General features: G+C 67.2%; 13 protein-coding genes. 8 read left to right on the top strand and 5 right to left on the bottom strand.

The features are described 5' to 3' along the window. Positions 1-175: 175 nt before the first annotated feature. Both AC0IZS_RS02570 and AC0IZS_RS02565 read left to right on the top strand, forming a co-directional pair. Positions 176-3,205: an EAL domain-containing protein gene (locus tag AC0IZS_RS02570; protein ID WP_471634213.1), complete on the top strand. Its 3,030-nt coding sequence runs from the start codon at positions 176-178 to the stop codon at positions 3,203-3,205. Positions 3,206-3,434: 229 nt separating this feature from the next. Continuing rightward, the gene (locus AC0IZS_RS02565) at positions 3,435-4,073 is read left to right on the top strand and encodes a hypothetical protein (protein WP_471634212.1); all 639 of its coding nucleotides are present in this window, start codon (positions 3,435-3,437) and stop codon (positions 4,071-4,073) included. Between the two features lie 12 nt (positions 4,074-4,085). On the opposite strand, the gene AC0IZS_RS02560 is transcribed toward AC0IZS_RS02565, so the two are convergent. The 4 genes from AC0IZS_RS02560 to AC0IZS_RS02545 form a co-directional block, all read right to left on the bottom strand. Next, positions 4,086-4,376 carry a cation transporter dimerization domain-containing protein gene (locus tag AC0IZS_RS02560; RefSeq protein ID WP_471634211.1) on the bottom strand — a complete coding sequence of 97 codons (291 nt, stop codon included), beginning with the start codon at positions 4,374-4,376 and terminating at the stop codon, positions 4,086-4,088. A 55-nt stretch (positions 4,377-4,431) separates the two neighbouring features. Continuing rightward, a complete protein-coding gene (locus AC0IZS_RS02555; RefSeq protein WP_471634210.1) occupies positions 4,432-5,349 on the bottom strand; it encodes a cation diffusion facilitator family transporter in 918 nt (305 codons plus the stop codon). Between the two features lie 11 nt (positions 5,350-5,360). Then, the gene (locus tag AC0IZS_RS02550) at positions 5,361-5,870 is read right to left on the bottom strand and encodes a hypothetical protein (protein ID WP_471634209.1); all 510 of its coding nucleotides are present in this window, start codon (positions 5,868-5,870) and stop codon (positions 5,361-5,363) included. A gap of 365 nt (positions 5,871-6,235) precedes the next feature. Then, positions 6,236-7,657: an aminotransferase-like domain-containing protein gene (locus tag AC0IZS_RS02545; RefSeq protein ID WP_471634208.1), complete on the bottom strand. Its 1,422-nt coding sequence runs from the start codon at positions 7,655-7,657 to the stop codon at positions 6,236-6,238. Positions 7,658-7,814: 157 nt separating this feature from the next. Here AC0IZS_RS02545 and AC0IZS_RS02540 point away from each other — a divergent pair, with 157 nt between their 5' ends. The 6 genes from AC0IZS_RS02540 to AC0IZS_RS02515 all read left to right on the top strand — a co-directional run bounded on the left by AC0IZS_RS02540 (position 7,815) and on the right by AC0IZS_RS02515 (position 14,314). Further along, on the top strand, positions 7,815-9,098 hold the full coding sequence (locus AC0IZS_RS02540; RefSeq protein ID WP_471634207.1) for a hydroxymethylglutaryl-CoA reductase, degradative: 1,284 nt from the start codon (positions 7,815-7,817) through the stop codon (positions 9,096-9,098). A gap of 77 nt (positions 9,099-9,175) precedes the next feature. After that, entirely contained in the window at positions 9,176-10,384 is a 1,209-nt protein-coding gene (locus AC0IZS_RS02535) for an ABC transporter substrate-binding protein (RefSeq protein WP_471634206.1), read from the top strand. A 34-nt stretch (positions 10,385-10,418) separates the two neighbouring features. After that, complete coding sequence (locus AC0IZS_RS02530) at positions 10,419-11,336, top strand: branched-chain amino acid ABC transporter permease (RefSeq protein WP_471634205.1); 918 nt, start codon at positions 10,419-10,421, stop codon at positions 11,334-11,336. 7 nt (positions 11,337-11,343) lie between these two features. Further along, complete coding sequence (locus AC0IZS_RS02525) at positions 11,344-13,152, top strand: branched-chain amino acid ABC transporter ATP-binding protein/permease (protein ID WP_471634204.1); 1,809 nt, start codon at positions 11,344-11,346, stop codon at positions 13,150-13,152. A gap of 10 nt (positions 13,153-13,162) precedes the next feature. After that, positions 13,163-13,873, top strand: a complete 711-nt coding sequence (locus AC0IZS_RS02520; RefSeq protein ID WP_471634203.1) for an ABC transporter ATP-binding protein — start codon at positions 13,163-13,165, stop codon at positions 13,871-13,873. A gap of 129 nt (positions 13,874-14,002) precedes the next feature. Continuing rightward, entirely contained in the window at positions 14,003-14,314 is a 312-nt protein-coding gene (locus AC0IZS_RS02515; RefSeq protein ID WP_471634202.1) for a hypothetical protein, read from the top strand. Between the two features lie 16 nt (positions 14,315-14,330). Here the strand turns inward: AC0IZS_RS02515 and AC0IZS_RS02510 are convergent, their stop codons facing one another. After that, entirely contained in the window at positions 14,331-16,682 is a 2,352-nt protein-coding gene (locus AC0IZS_RS02510; RefSeq protein WP_471634201.1) for a CHASE2 domain-containing protein, read from the bottom strand. Positions 16,683-16,691 lie beyond the last annotated feature (9 nt).

The raw sequence follows: 16,691 nt of genomic DNA, 5'->3' as shown, positions 1-16,691 counted from the left end.
GTGGGTGCCCGATGGTGGGCAATGGTAGGTTGAAAAGCGGCGCCTGCCTACCACTGGCTTGCCATGGGGCCGTGCAAGCCATGTCCGGAATTACTTGATGCCTGGGGGCTCACGCCATAGACTGCACCCGGGATGGACATATTCCACGGGCGCTGCCCCGTGGTGGGAGGCCGGTTTGCAAGACGCACCCCTGCGCATTTTGATCGTCGAGGACGAACCCAACGATGCCGAACTGGTCGTGCATGCTCTGCGGCGGGCATCCCTCGGGTTCACGAGCCGCCGCACGGACACCGAGGAGAGTTTTCGCCGCGAGATCCATAGCGACCGGCCCGATGTCATCCTGTCCGACTTCAGCATGCCCAGGTTCAGCGGCATGGACGCCCTGTCGATTGCCCAGGAGATGTGCCCGGATGTCCCGTTCATCTTCGTGTCGGGAACGATCGGGGAAGAAAAGGCCATCGGCGCCCTCAAGAGCGGGGCGACCGACTACATCCTCAAGCACGACCTGGTGCGGCTGGGCCCCGCCGTGCTGCGGGCCCTCGCCGACGCGCAGATCCAGCGGGCCCTGCGGCACAGCGAGTTGCGGTTCCGCCTGGCCGCATCCACTGGCGATGTGTGGGACTGGGATATCGCCACCGGAAGCGCAGAGATCTCCCCGCAGTGGAAGCTGCGCCTGGGCTACCAGGATGCGGAGGTGCGGAACACGGCCGAAGGCTGGCTGGACTTGCTGGAGCCGGGTGATCGCCAGAAGGTCCTGGGCGCATTCGCTGCGCATGTCCGCAACCAGGTGCCCTACGACATCGAGTACCGTGCCCTGGCCAAGGATGGCAGCTACCGGTGGTCCCACGCCAAGGGGCAGGCCGTCTGGGACGACAGCGGCCGCGCTACCTACATGGCGGGCTCCGTGGTGGACATCACCGAAAGGAAGATCGCGGAACTCAAGGTCAAGCGCCTGAACCGGATCTACGCCGTGCTCAGCAGCATCAATTCGCTGATCGTGCGCATCCAGAGCCGTGACGAACTCTTCCAGGGCGCCTGCGAGATTGCGGTGGATGCCGGGGCGTTCCGGCTGGCATGGATCGGCCTGGTGGATGGGCCGGCCCGGCGTGTCAGGGCGGTGGCGTGGGCTGGCGATGGCGAGGATTACATCGGCCAGATTCCGCTGGGCCTGGACCTCGGGGACGCAGAACACTACGGCCGGGTGGGCGAATGCATCGCCGAGGCATCCACCGTGCTCATCCAGAGCATCGCCCGCGAAAAGCGGGTCGCCCTGCGGGAGGAGGCCTCCCGGCATGGCTTTCAGAGCTTTGCTCTCTTCCCGCTATTGATCGATCAGAAGGTCATCGGGGTCATGGCACTTTATGCGTCGGAGACGGAGTTCTTCGACAGCACGGAAGGCCGGCTTCTGGAGGATCTGGCGCGCGACATTGCCTTCTCCCTGGACCACCTTGAAAAGTCGGAACGGCTCAACTACCTGGCCTACTACGATTCGCTGACCGGCCTTGCCAACCGAGGGCTGCTCCAGGACCGGCTGAACCAGTTGATCCAGAACCATGCCCGGACCGATGAGGAGTCCGAGAAGATCGCATTGATCTGGCTGAACATCGACCGGTTCAAGAACATCAACGACACGCTGGGGCGCCATGCGGGAGATGCCCTGATCAAGCTCGTGGCGCACCGCCTGGCGCAGGTGCTGGGGTCCAAGGACCGGCTGGCGCGCATGGGTGCCGACCAGTTTGGCGTGATCCTGACCTATCGCCACGCCCCCTCGGAGGTGGCCCATCTCGTCAACGAGCAGATCTTTCCCTCCATGGAACGCGCCTTTCTGGTCGATGGGAAGGACCTGTACCTGACTTCCAGGGCCGGGATCGCCCTCTTTCCCGAGGACGGGCAGGATGCCGACAGGCTGTTTGCCAATGCCGAGGCGGCCTCGCGCGCGGCCGGCGTGGCCAAGGGCCGCTACCAGTTCTACGCCGCGTCCATGAACGCGCGGGTGCGCAGCCAGCTCAACATCGAGAGCAAACTCCACAGGGCGCTGGAGAACAACGAGTTCGTCCTGCACTACCAGCCCAAGCTGGCCCTGAGCGATGGCAGGCTCACGGGCATGGAGGCGCTCATCCGCTGGAACGATCCGGAAACGGGACTGGTCTCGCCCACCATCTTCATTCCGGTGCTGGAAGAAACCGGCATGATCATCGACGTGGGGCGCTGGGTCCTGGAGCAGGCCATCGCCGACCATGGCGCCTGGCATGCGAAGGGGCTGAACCCACCGCGCATTGCCATCAATGTCTCGGCAGTGCAGATGCGGCACAGCAAATTCCAGAGCACGGTGGAGAAGGCGCTCAAGGACCGCAGCGACGCAGCCTCTTTCCTGGACATCGAGATCACCGAAAGTCTCTTCATGGAGGACATAGAGACCAACGTCCAGCGCCTGCAGGCCCTGCGGGACCTGGGGATCCGCTTGGCCGTGGATGATTTCGGCACGGGCTATTCCTCGCTGAGCTACCTCAAGCGCTTTCCCATCGACTACCTGAAGATCGACCAGAGTTTCGTGAGGGACGTGACCTCCAACCCGGATGCCGCCGCGATATGCGGCGCCATCATCGACCTGGCGCACAACCTCAAGCTCAAGGTCATTGCAGAAGGTGTGGAGACGCAGGCCCAGATGAGCTACCTGCGGCGCAGGCACTGCGACGAGATGCAGGGCTACTTCTTCAGCAGGCCACTGCCCAGGGCGCAAATAGACGGCCTGCTGGCCAAGGGCCAGGGCCTGGACATCAGCCCATCCCATGGTCTGGGCGGCGGAAAGAAGATCCTGATCGTGGATGACGAGGCCGACGTTCTGGCGTCGATGGAGGGGCTTTTGCGCAATGAGGGCTATGCGGTACTGACGGCGGCCAGCGCGCGCGAAGGCTTTGAAATGCTGGCCGAGCATGACATCCAGGTCATCGTCTCGGACCAGCGCATGCCCGAGATGTCGGGGACGGACTTCCTGTCCCGTGCGCGCGACCTGTACCCCGACACCATCCGGATCGTGCTTTCCGGCCATACCGACCTCGACTCGATATCGGACGCGATCAACCGGGGCTCCATCTCCAAGTTCTTCACCAAGCCCTGGGATGGCGAGCTGCTGCTTGACAGCATCCGCGAAGCCTTCAGGCACCATGGGGCGGTCCGTGGCAGGCGCCGGGGCGAGCTTTCGTGAGCCGGGGCGTGTGGGGCCATCGCCCTTTTGTCGGATGGCGAGGCAGGGCGAGAAGAGGCATGCTGCGCTTGTTTCCTGCCAGGAGCCTGTCGGACTTGGAGCGTCGAAAGCGAAAATCGGCCTCAGCGAGGACAGTTTTTGCCGGATTTGCAGCCCCATAGCCTGTGCAAGAATTTGGGGGGACCGGCATTTTTATTTCACCATTTCTTTTCCGCAAAGGATGTGCTTCATGATCTCCCTCAGGAATTCCGCTTTCGCGCTGGCCCTCGCCATGGCTGGCCTGGCTGCAGCGCCCGCGCATGCGGCCGACCCTGCCGTGTTCGATGCGGCCACGGGCCGCCTGCGCTTTCCCATCCTGCAGATCGACGGCAACCTCAAGTTCCGCGACGTGGTGATCCAGCTGGTCTCGCCCGGCCAACTGCGCCTCAACGATGCCAGTGTGGGGGCGGACATCAGCTTCACCTCGGCGGGCAACGTGCTGCGCATTCCGCAGCTGAGCTTCGGTGGCGTGGTCTACCCCGCCGTCAGCCTCACCAGCCCGGCCTTTTCGCTGGTGAGCTTCGGTGATGTGGTCATCGATGCCGGCACCCCCAGCAACGCCACCCTGGACATCAGCGTGACGGCGCAGGGCACGCCTGTGCCCCTGATCACCATCAACAACATGCCCAAGCCCGCCAACCAGGCCGCGTTCTGCAGCGATCCGGCGCTGCAGCAGACGGTGTTGCAGAACGCCGGCGCTGCGCAGGCCACCTGGACCATGTCGACCTGCACCTTCAGCGGCAACACCGGCCGCATGACCGGCACGCTGACCATCACCACCCCGGTGGCGGCCGCCATCCCGATCGTCGCGAACTTCACTTACCGCTGATCGACCACCGGTTCAATGCGCCGGGGCCTCGATGTGGCCCGGCGCATCCACCTGCACCGTGGCATGGCCGATGGCGTGCTCCCGGCGCAGGTAGCCGGCCACCTGGGCCGGCAAGGCCAGCGGGTCGGTGCCCGGGGCCGGCGTCACGTGCACCGTGGCCACCGTGCTGTCGTCCGTCAAGGTCCAGGCGTGGAAATGGCCCACCTCGGCAACCCCGGGCAGGGCGTGGATGCCTGACTCGGCCGCGGCCAGGTCCAGCCCCCGGGGCACGGCCTGCAGCAGCACCACGAGGGAATCCGACATTAGGGCCTGTTCACACTAATTTCGGGGTCGCGAAGGCCCTTGCCGGCGTGCCAATCTAGGCGTGCGACGCAGCGTGTGCCCTTGCACACGCAAGGAGCGCAACGACGAGTGGCGCGCCGGCAAGGGCCTTCCCTTCGGGTTGCCCGGCCTGGGGGCCGTCTGCGGCGTTGCCCGCGCTTGCAAGGTGCACACCTTGCTGCGCACGGGCGCCTTGCATCCAGCCCCCAGGCCAGGCAACGCGATCCCCGAAATTAGTGTGAACAGGCCCTGGCCCCCAGGCCGACCGCACGACCAGCACGGCCACCAGCACCGACAGCAGCGGGTCCAGCACGGTCCAGCCCGTCACCATGATGCCGATGGCCGCCGCGATGGCGCCTACCGAGCCGAGCAGGTCCCCCACCACGTGCAGCAGGGCGCCGCGCAGGTTGCCATCGCTGCGCTGGCCCCGCGCCAGGATCCAGGCGCCCACCAGGTTCACCACCAGGCCGATGGTCGCCACGATCAGCATGGGCCCGGCCAATACCTCTGACGGCGTGCGAAAGCGCTGCACTGCCTCCCAGGCGATCCAGGCCACCAGCAAGAGAAGAGATGCGCCGTTGGCCAGTGCCGCCAACACCCGCACGCGGTGAAAGCCATAGGTGCGTTTCAGATCGGGCGGGCGCCGTGCCACGCGGTAGGCAATCAGCGCCAGCAGCAGGGCCGCCGCGTCGGAGACCATGTGCCCCGCATCGGCGATCAGCGCCAGCGATCCCGACAGCGCTCCGCCCACGGCCTGCACCGCGGCATAGCCGGCCGTCATCAGGAAGACCAGGCGGATGCGCTGCTCGTTGGAGGCGGTGACCGACGGCGCATGGCTGTGCTCGCCGTCCTCTGAATGGCCGTGGTCGTGGTCCCCATGGTCGTGGGGCTCTGCGGCTGCGTGGGCGTGTTCGCGAGCCTGGTGGGCAGGCTCGCTGTGCCCGCGATCGAGCATGGCTGACAGACCTACAGATTTCCGGCAGACGCGGCGATGCGCTGGCTGTAGGTCACATAGACACTGCAGCTTTGGACTGTCGAGATGTTCAACCCATACAGCTCGATGGTCGTCTTTCCTGACGACCAGGACGCATCATCGGACAAGGAGCTCCGGTCCGTCTTGATGGAGGGGCCGTACTTGGATATCAGAGCCTCTCGTACCTCGCCGATCAGACGGCGGCAGTCGCCTTCGGTCTTGGACGCGGTGAAGCTCAGTTGGACCTGTTCCAACCGGTCCTCCAGCAAGTAGAAACTGGCCTTGAAGTTTTCGCCGACGATAGGGACCGACGGAATCCGAAATTGCAAGGTGGCGCCGCTCTTGGTTCTTTCCTTGGCGGATGGCTCAATCACCGTCCCATCGGGGTAGCTGCGCTTGATGGTTTCCAGCGAGGCCCCGGCTTCTGCCTTGCCCCACAGAGGTTCCGCAAAGACACCATGCGACGCCAACAGTGCAAGGACCAGGGCAGCAGGTTTTTTCATGGGCTATTTTTCCAACATAGGGTGTGTGATTCCACGTGCTGGGCATCCGGCAAGGATGAAACAGCCGTATCTGTGCATCCTATCAAGCCTTTGCGCCCACAGCGCCACAATCCACGGAGATGCGCTAGTGTCCTGAGTTGGAAGTTCGTTGAAGAAAGAAATCTGCCGAAATCGCTGCCAAGCTAGGCGCAAAGCGCAGACATGCCGGGCGCATGGCGAGCATTTGCAACGACGCATGGCGGGGATTGTCGGTAGATTTATTCAACGAATTTCTAACTCGGGACACTGGAGCAGGCTTGTCTGCAACGGGGACGGACAAGACGGTGCAGGGCCAGCGTTCTGCGGTGGCGCTGGCCCCGCACCCGTCAGGTGCTTCGCCCGGCCGCCTCCGCTGCCTGCACCAGCGCCTTGCGCAGGGCCTTGGCAAATTGTGGGTCCACGACCGCACCCACGTTGAAACGCGACCAGCGCGAGGTCGCGGCGAAGTCCACCGAGAAGATGCGCCCCGGTGCCATCACGATCTTGCGCGGCAGCATCTCCTGCGCAAAGGCCAGCGAGTCCTGCACGCCCGGCAGGGCCACCCACTGGTACAGCGATTGCGGGTTGCGCGTGAACACCTCGGCGCCCACGGCGTCGAAGATCTGCGTGGCGCTCTGCGTGGCCGCGGCCAGGCGATCGCGCAGGCGCTGGATGTGGCGCTGGTAGTGGCCTTCGCTCAGGATCACGTCCACCGTGCGCTCGCTGTACTCCGAGCTGCTCACATGGATCAGCGCCTTGAGGTCGGCAATGTCGCTGGCCAGGTCGGCCCCGCAGGCGATGTACCCCACGCGCAGCGCCGCGGAAAATGACTTGGAGAAGCTGCCGATGTAGATCGTGCGTTCGAGCTGGTCCAGTGATGACAGGCGCGGTGCGCTGGTGGGCTTGAAATCGGCCAGCGGGTCGTTCTCCACGAGCATCAGGTCGTACTTCTGCGCCAGCTGCAGCACCCGGTAGGCCTTGGCTGCGGTCAGGTCCGAGCCCGTGGGGTTGTGCGCCACCGACTGGGTGAAGAACAGCCGCGGCTTGTGCATGATGAGCAACTGCTCCAGCGCCTCCAGGTCCGGCCCGTCGGCCAGGCGTGGCACGCCCACGATGTGCGCCCCCGCCAGCTTGAGCTTGCCGAACAGCGGGTAGTAGCCCGGGTCGTCCACCAGCACCGGCGCCCCTGGCGGAACGAAGTAGCGGATGACGATGTCCATGGCCTCGTTGGCCCCGTGCGTGAGCACGATCTGCCGCGGCTCGGTACCGATGCCCAGGTCGGCGAGCTTGCGCACCAGGTGGTGGCGCAGCGGCTCGTAGCCAAAGCGATTGCCGTAGCGGAACAGGGCCCCCAGGCCGGTGCGCACCACCTTGTGGTGGAACTTGTCCAGGCGCACATCGGCCAGCCATTCCACGGGCGGGAAACCATCGCCCACGGCCAGCTCACCGGGTGCGGACCTGAGCTGCTCGCGCATCAGCCATACGATGTCCATGGCGCGGCCGAGCGAGCCGGCTTCCTCCTCCTTGGCCTGGCCCTGGGGCTGCTCGCGCACGAAGTAGCCCGAGCCCCGGCGCGGCTCGATCAGGCCGCGCGCCACCAGCATCTCGAAGGCCGCGACGATGGTGTTCTTGGCATAGCCGTGCAGTTGCGCCAGCTCGCGCAGCGAGGGCAGCTTGTCGCCCGCCTGGTAGGCGCCGTCACGGATCTGCCGGTCAATGGAATCGGCCAGGGTGAGGGTCAGCGAGGCGGTCTTGGGCGCGGCTTTCATGGGGGGTTCCAAAGCGGTCTGGCCACTATGACACAGCCCAGGTGTACCTGGACAGTGGCCGCAACTGTCCCTTGAAACTGTACCCATTGCGACTGGTACAGATGGCCTAGAGTCCGCCCCATCGCCCAACGATCCACCACCCGAGGACAAACCCAACATGGTCGCCGACTCCCGCCTTCCCCAGTTCCGGGCACTCAGCCCTGCCCAGCGTTTCGACCACGTGGTGCAGGCTGCGGGGCTCACGGCCGACGAGGCCGCGCTGCTGGCCCAGCCCGGCGCCCTGGGCGTGGAGCGGGCCAACGGCATGATCGAGAACGTCATCGGCACCTTCGAGTTGCCGCTGGCCGTGGCCGGCAACTTCCAGGTCAATGGCCGCGAGGTGCTGGTGCCCATGGTGGTGGAGGAGCCCTCGGTGGTGGCTGCTGCCTCGTACATGGCAAAGCTGGCGCGCGAGTGCGGGGGCTTCCAGGCATCGAGCACGGGGCCGCTGATGCGCGCCCAGGTGCAGGCCATCGGCATCGCGGACCCGTATGGCGCACGCCAGGCCCTGCTGCTGCAGCGCGAGGCCATCCTGGCCGTGGCCAACAGCCGCGACAAGGTGCTGATCGGCCTGGGCGGCGGCTGCCGCGACATCGAGGTACACGTGTTCGACGATGCACCGCGCGGTGCCATGGTGGTCATGCACCTCATCGTGGACGTGCGCGACGCCATGGGCGCCAACACCGTCAACACCATGGCCGAGGCCGTCTCGCCGCTGGTGGAGCAGATCACCGGCGGCACAGTGCGCCTGCGCATCCTCTCGAACCTGGCCGACCTGCGGCTGGCGCGGGCGCGTGTGCGGCTTACGCCCGAGGTGATGGCCACGGCCGAGCACAGCGGCGAGCGCATCATCGATGGCATCGTCGACGCCTGCAGCTTCGCGGTGATCGACCCCTACCGCGCGGCCACGCACAACAAGGGCATCATGAATGGCATCGACCCCGTCATCGTCGCCACCGGCAACGACTGGCGCGCGGTGGAGGCCGGTGCCCACGCCTATGCCTGTCGCGGCGGGCGCTACACCTCGCTCACGCGCTGGGAAAAGGACGCCAGCGGCGCCCTGGTCGGCAGCATCGAGATGCCCATGCCCGTGGGCCTGGTGGGTGGCGCTACCAAGACCCATCCGTTGGCGCGCCTGGCCTTGCGTATCCTCGGCGTGCAGTCGGCGCAGGAGCTGGGCGAGGTGGCCGTGGCCGTGGGCCTGGCACAGAACCTGGGCGCGCTGCGCGCGCTCTCGACCGAAGGCATCCAGCGCGGCCACATGGCGCTGCATGCCCGCAACATCGCGCTGGTGGCCGGCGCCTCGGGTGAAGAGATCGAGCGCATTGCCAGGCAGATGGCGCAGGAGCACGACGTGCGCGTGGACCGCGCGATGGTGTTGTTGGCAGAGATCCGGGGCTAGGACGTCAGCCGTTCTGGCCCGGCCGGGCAGACCCGCAAAGGGTCGCCCTTTTTTACGATAACGACAGGAGACAAGACATGAAGCTGAATCCCCGTATCCCTTCCCTTGTGCGGCCGCTGTTCGCGGCGGCTGCGCTGGCCCTCGGGCTGTCCGCAGCCCAGGCGCAGGACATCCGCTTCGGCTTCAATGCCGACCAGTCGGGCACCGGCGCGGCCGAGCTGGGCGTGGCCGCACGCCACGGCTTCGACCTGGCCATCGAGGACATCAACAAGGCCGGCGGCCTGCTGGGCCGGAAGGTCGTCGGCATTGTGCGTGACGACACGGGCCAGCCGCCCAAGTCCATCCAGAACATGACCGAACTGATCGACAGCGAGAAGGTGGCCGCCGTGGTCGGGCCCACCAACTCGGGCAATGCGCTGGCCTGGCTGCACATACCGCAGCAAAAGAAGATCCCCGTCATCGTGCCCGTGGCCACGGCCACCGACATCACCAAGCGCTATGCCAATGAGGCGCAGAACTACATCTACCGCGTGTCGATGGTGGACCGCGAGCAGGTCGCGCTGTTGATCGCCTATGCCGTCAAGGCGACCAAGAACCAGAAGATCGCCTTCATCGCCGATTCCACGGGCTTTGGCCAGCAGGGCGTGAAGGACCTGACCGAGGTGCTGGCCCTGCACGGCAACAAGGCCGTGGCGGTGGAGAAGTTCGGGCCCAAGGACACGGACATGACCTCGCAGCTGGCCAAGATCCGCGACGCCGGGGCCGACACGCTCATCGTCTACGGCCTGGCCGATGCCAATGCCCAGTTGCTGCGCAGCATGGAGAAGATCAACTACCTGCCCACCACGCTCGGCACCTGGGGCAACATGAGCACACCGCTGCTCAACACGGCGGGCAAGAAGCTGGCCGAGCACATCATCTTCGCCACCTCCACGGCCGAAGACAGCAACCCGCGCGCCGTGGCGCTGGCCGCCCGCGTGCGCGAGCGCTATCCACAGCTGCCCACCTTCGTGGCGGCCGCGCAGTCCTACGACTCGGTGATGCTGCTGGCCGCCGCCGTGAAGAAGGCCGGCAGCACCGATGGCGACAAGCTCGCCGCCACGCTGGAGAACGGCCTGCCCGACACCCAGGGCGTCGTGAAGCTCTACCAGAAGCCCTTTGCCAAGGGCGACCACGAGGCGCTCTCGGTGGCCGACTTCCACCTGGCCCGCTGGCGCGATGGCAAGGTGTCGGCCTATGAAGACGCCATCACCAAGGCGCTGACGCCGGCCGACTACAAGAAGTAAGCCCGCAGCGCGGCAGGCCCGGAGACGACACCCCATGACCAACGTATTGCAAGCCTTGCTGAGCGGCCTGGCCCTTGGTGGAATCTATGCGCTCGTCGCCCTGGGTTTCAGCATCACCCATACGACGACCAAGACGCTCAACTTCGGCCAGGGCGAGTTCCTGGTCGCGGGCTCCTTCATCGCGGTGGCCACCTTGCTGCTGCTCTCGGGCAAGGGGCACACCGGCGTGCTGGCTGCAGCGGATGTGACGTTTGCGCGCTATGGACTGGCGCTGCTGGTCTCGCTCGTGGTGCTGGGCCTGCTCGGCGTGGTGCTGTACTTCACGGCGGTGCGGCCCTTCGTGGGTGCCACCGGCATGGCCTGGGTCATGAGCACCATCGGCTTCGGCATCATCGTGCAGAACACGGCGCTCGCCATTTGGGGCCCCGGCTCCATGGCCATGCCCTCGCCGCTGGGCGACGACGTGATCCGCATCGCCGGGGCCGGCATCCGCGCGCAGGAGATCCTGGTGCTCGGTGTCACGGCGGTGGTCATGCTGGCGCTGGACTACGTGCTGCGGCGCACCAAGGTCGGCAAGGCCGTGCGCGCGGTGGCGGTGAACAAGCAGGCCGCGGCCCTCATGGGCATCAACGTGGGCGCCATCGTGGTGCTGGCCTTCGTGATCTCGTCGAGCCTGGCGGGGCTGGCCGGCCTGCTGATCGCGCCCATTACCACGGCCTCGGTCTTCATGGGCCTGGCCATCGCGCTCAAGGCCTTCTCGTCGGCCATCGTGGGCGGCCTGACCAACCCGCGCGGCTGCATTGCCGGGGGCTTCATGCTCGGCTGCATCGAGGCGCTGGTGGGCCTGTGGCGCGCGGAGATGCGCGAGATCACGGTCTTTGCGCTCATCATCCTGGTGCTGGTGGTCAAGCCCGAAGGGCTGTTCGGCCAGAAGCCTTTCGAGAAGGTGTGACCGCACCATGCGCACCCATACCCTTGCGTTCATCGCAGCCGCCGCGGCTGCGGCACTGGTTCCCCTGGCGATCGGCAACGATTTCTACCTCAAGATCATCTTCACGGCCGGCATGTACTACCTGGCCGCTGCCGGCCTGAACGTGCTGGTGGGCTGGAGCGGGCAGAAGTCGCTCGGCCATGCCGGGCTGTTCGCCGCCGGGGCCTATACGGCGGCCCTGCTCACTGCCCAGGCGGGCTGGAACCCCTGGCTGGCGCTGGTGGCCGCGGCCGTGGTGGCGGGGCTCTTCGGCGTGCTGATCGCGCTGCCCTCGCTGCGCGTCAAGGGCCCGTCGCTGGCCATGGTGACCATCGGCTTCGGCATCGTGGTCGAAAAGATCGTGACCGAATGGCAGGTGCCTTTCGGCGGCCAGCAGGGCATCTACGGCATCGTGCCGCCCTCCATCGGCGGGCGCATGCTGGACATGCGCGGCTGGGCCTGGCTGGTGCTGGCCTTCGCGCTGGCCACGCACCTCATGCTGCGCACTCTGCTGGGCGGCAAGTACGGCCGTGCCTTCCAGGCGGTGCAGGCCGCCGAGGTGGCGGCCGAGAGCGTGGGCATCGACGTCTACCGCACCAAGGTGCTGGCCTTCGTCATCAGCGCCGTCACCTGCGGCGTGGCTGGGGCCCTGGTGGCGCAGCAGAACCAGTACATCAACTCCGACTTCATCAGCTTCAACCTGTCGATCTTCCTGCTGCTCATCGTGCTGTTCGGCGGCCCCTCCATCATGGGGCCGGCGGTGGGCGCCGTGGCGCTCACGCTGCTCGATGCCTTCCTGGCGCGCTGGCCCGGGCTGCAGCATTTCACCTATGGGGCGCTGCTGCTGTTTGCGCTGTACGCCATGCCGCAGGGCCTGGCCGGTGCGCTGCAGCGGCTGGGGCGGCGCCCGTGGCCGCGGCTGCACCAGGTGCCGCCATTGCCGGTGGTGCAGGGCGAGTGGTCGCCGCGCCAGGCACCGGCTGCCCATGCTGATGGTGTGGTGCTCAGTGCCAGCGGGCTGTACAAGGCCTATGGCGGCGTGGTGCCGACCAACGAGGTCAGCCTGTCGCTGCGCGCGGGCCATGTGCATGCGCTGATAGGCCCCAACGGTGCCGGCAAGACCACGCTGCTCAACATCCTGTCGGGCATCGTGGCGCCGGACCGGGGGCGCATCGAATTTGCGGGCCAGGGCATCGCCCGCGTGCGCGCCAGCCAGATCTGCCGGCTGGGCATAGGGCGCACCTTCCAGAACCTCAAGCTGTTCACGCACATGAGCGTGCTCGACAACGTGCTGGTGGGCCTGCATCCGCACCTGCGCGTGGGCTTTGCGGCCAGCCTGTTCGGCCTGCCCGCGGCGCGGCGCGAGGAGCGCCAGGCGCGCGAGGAGGCGGTGCGCCTGCTGCAGTTCGTGGGCATGCTCGACCGTGCCCACGACGAGGCCGGCAGCCTGCCCTACGGCCTGCAGCGCCGGCTGGAACTGGCGCGCGCGCTGGCCACGCAGCCGCGCCTGCTGCTGCTCGACGAGCCGGCCGCCGGCCTGAACCCCCAGGAGACGCAGGCGCTGACCGAGCTGATCCGGCGCATCGGCGCCAAGGGCATCACCGTGCTGCTGATCGAGCACCACATGGACCTGGTGATGGCCGTGTCCGACCATGTGGTGGTGCTCGACTACGGCGCCAAGATCGCGGAGGGTGCGCCCGCCGCCATGCAGGTGGACCCCAGGGTCATCGCCGCCTACCTGGGCGTGGATGATGAGGAGGAGAGCGCCGCCGCTACACCACCCCATGCCCTTGCCTGAGACGTCGCCCATGCTCCAAATCGAACAACTCGCGGTGAACTACGGCGCCATCCATGCCTTGAAGGGCGTGAGTCTGGAGGTGGCCGCCGGGGAAGTGGTCACCCTCATCGGCGGCAACGGGGCGGGCAAGAGCACGCTCATGAAGGCCATCTCGGGCCTGGAGCCGTGCGCGGACGGGCGCATCGTGTTCGAGGGCCAGGACCTGGCGCGCACGCCGGCCCACCGGCGCGTGGCCCTGGGCATTGCCCAGTCGCCCGAGGGGCGCCAGGTGTTCCCGGACCAGAGCGTGCGCGACAACCTGCTGCTGGGCGCCTACCTGCGGCCCGCGGGCGATCCCTCGGTCGAAGCCGACCTCGAAGAGCAGTTCACGACCTTTTCGCGCCTGCGCGAGCGCCAGCATCAGATGGCCGGCACCCTGAGCGGTGGCGAGCAGCAGATGCTGGCCATCGGCCGTGCGCTGATGGCGCGCCCGCGCCTGCTGCTGCTCGACGAGCCCTCGCTGGGCCTGGCGCCGCTGATCGTCAAGGAGATCTTTGCGGTGATCCGCACGCTCAAGCAGCGCGGCATGACCATCCTGCTGGTGGAGCAGATGGCCAACCAGGCCCTCAAGGTGGCCGACCGCGCCTACGTGCTCAAGACCGGCGAGATCGCGTCGTCGGGCCCGGCCCGGGCCCTGCTGGAAGACCCCACCGTGCGCGAGGCGTATCTGGGGAAGCACTGATCGCGCTCCTTCGCGCCCGGTGGCCGCAGTCCTACAGGCCTATGCGCCTTTGAAGAGGTGGGAAAACCCGCAGTCGAAAATACCATGGAGCCAGACACAACAGACCTCGCGGTCGAAAGGAAGGCTTCCATGAAAAATTGGTACAAGCTATCGCTGGGCAACGATGCCCAGGCCTTCGAGCCCACCCAGCGCATCCAGCAGATGTTCATGTCGCAGTTCCTGATTTCGCCGGCAGGTTCCAAGCGGGCGCTGTTCTCGTGCTACGACAAGCAGGCGGACAAGCTGTGGCTGTTCTTCTCGCCCGCCGCGCAGGACATTGCCCTGCGCGTGTATGCCGAGCCTTGCGATCCGCCCACGGCGCTCGACTGCATCGGCCTGTTGGCCGGGGAAGGCGATGCCCTGGCCGATCCGGTGCATCTGGAAGCCGAAGCCACGGCCTGATCGGCCTCGCTGCGCTTCAATCGGGCGGTGCCTCGCCCTGCGGCAGCACCAGTCTGAACTCCGCGCCCTTGCCCTCGTCGCTCTCGACCTCGATGCTGCCGCCATGGCGCTGCACCACGGTGCGCACCAGGGCCAGCCCGAGGCCTACGCCGGCAATGCCGGGGTGGCTGCGGTCATGCAGGCGCTGGAACGGGGCGAACAGCTTGTCCTGCAGTGCGGGCGCAATGCCCGGGCCTTCGTCGCGCACGGCAATGGCCCAGTGCCTTGGCCGTGCCACCAGGGTGCAGCGCACGGTACTGCCCCGCGGGCTGTACTTGATGGCATTGTTGACCACGTTGGCCAGCGCGCGGCACAGCAGCGAGCGGTCGCCCATGAGCGGGGCGGCGTCCGGCGCATCGGCCACCAGCACCTGCACGTCGGCATCGCGCGCCAGCACCCAGGCCTCGTCCACGGTCTGGTGCAGCACGTCCGCCAGGTCCAGGGGTTCGCGCCGCATCGCCTGGGACTCGGCGCTGGCCAACTGGATGAAATTCTCGGCCATGCCCAACGAAGTCTTTGCGTAGCGCGCGATGAGCTGCATGAGTTCCGCATCCGACATGCGGCCCGGATAGGCCTGGTGCATCTCCAGCAGGGTGAGGATGGAGGCGTTGGGCGCGCGGATGTCATGCGAGATGAAGTGCATGGCCTCGTCGCGCTGCTGCAGGGCGCTGCGTATCTCGGTCAGGTCCACCAGGGTCACGAGCCAGCCCGATTGCGCCAGGTCGGTGAACTGGCGGCTTTGCACCAGCACGCTGCGGCCCTTGGCATCGCGCCCCTCCCGGCGGGCCGGCAGGCTGCGGCTTGCCAGCCGCTCGGGCGTCACCAGCGGCTGTTCGGTGGCGATGTCGATCAGGTCGCCCAGCACGTCGGTGATCTGGCGGCCCTGCAGGGGCCAGACCATGGGGTCGCCTTCGACCTCGGCCATGCCCAGCACATGGCGCCGTGCGGCCGTGTTGGCCAGCAGGATGCGGCCGTCGGTGTCGCAGACCATGGTGGGGGAAGGCAGTTGCTGCAGGCTCTCGCTCACAAAGTGGTGCATGTCGCGCAGCTGGCGCGAGGCGTATTCCACCGCGTTGATGCGCCGCTCCAGGAAGTCGCCGGTGCTGGCCGCCGGGCCGCGCAGCGGGATCACCAGGCCCTGGCGCTGCAGGTTTTCCATCTGCAGTCGAAGGAACTGGGCTGCGGCGCTCAGGCGCCGCCAGCTCCACAGCGGGTAGGCCAGCACCAGCCCGATGAGGGCTGCTGCGGGCGCGAACTGCAGGCCGCTCCAGACCGGCAGCACCACGGCCATGGCCAGGGTCAGCGCGCCCAGGGCAATGCTGGTGAGCAGGGCGGTGAAGGGACCGAGCAGCAGCAGCGCCACCAGCGCCAGCACCACCGGCAGCAGGTTGAAGGCCATGTTCAGCGCGGGCGGCGCGCTGTGGATGTGTACTCCCGCCAGGTCGGCGTCGAGCACCTGGGCGATCACTTCGACACCCGGCATCAGGCGCGATTCCTGGCCCACCGGGGTGGCGAACATGTCGCCCAGCCCGGCGGCGATCGAGCCCACGAGCACGTACTTGCCGCGAAAGGCATCGGCCGGTACGTCGCCGCGCAGCACGTCGATGTAGGAGTAGGTGGTGAAATGCCCCGGGCCGCCCGCATAGGGGATGAGGCGACGGCCTGCACGTTCCCAGCGGGCGCCATCGGCGGGCGGATCGCTCCAGCGTGCCGGCGGGCAGCCACCGAGCGATGGCGTGGCCACGCATCGCATGGCGATGCTGAAGTGCTGCCAGGGCGCACTGGCAGGTCCTTCGCGTGCGTACAGGCTGCGCACCACGCCGTCCTCGTCCGCGGCCACGTGCACATGCCCGAGCCGGGCGGCCGCCTGCTCCAGCGCGGCAATCGGCCGGTCCGCACCGTCACCGGGTTCGGAGGGGCCCTGGCGCTGCATCACCGGCAGCACCACCCGGCCGCTTCGGGCCACGGCATCGGCCAGCAGCAGGTCGTCCTCGGGGTAGTCGAGGTCGTCCTCGTTGAACAGCACATCCATGCCGATCACCAGCGGTGCCTGGCGTGACACGTTCTGGATCAGCTGCGCGTGCAGGGCACGCCGCCAGGGCCAGCGGCCGATCACGCCGATGCTGCGGTCGTCCACCGCGATCACGGCAATACCGGCTTGCGCCGGGCGCGACACCAGGCGCAGCCCGGTGTCCTGCACCAGGTGGTTGGTGCGCGGCAGCATGCTGGGCGTGCTCAGCCAGGCGACCAGGGCCAGCAGCGTCAGCGCGATGGCAACCCATTCGACCCGCCGCTGCTGGTTGCGCGTGCGGGAGTGCGGCGTGGGCATCGACCGCAA

The sequence above is a fragment of the Acidovorax sp. AC410 genome (assembly GCF_979253235.1).
The sequence above is the reverse complement of the archived record's forward strand: the minus strand, read 5'-3'. Positions and strand labels throughout refer to the sequence as shown.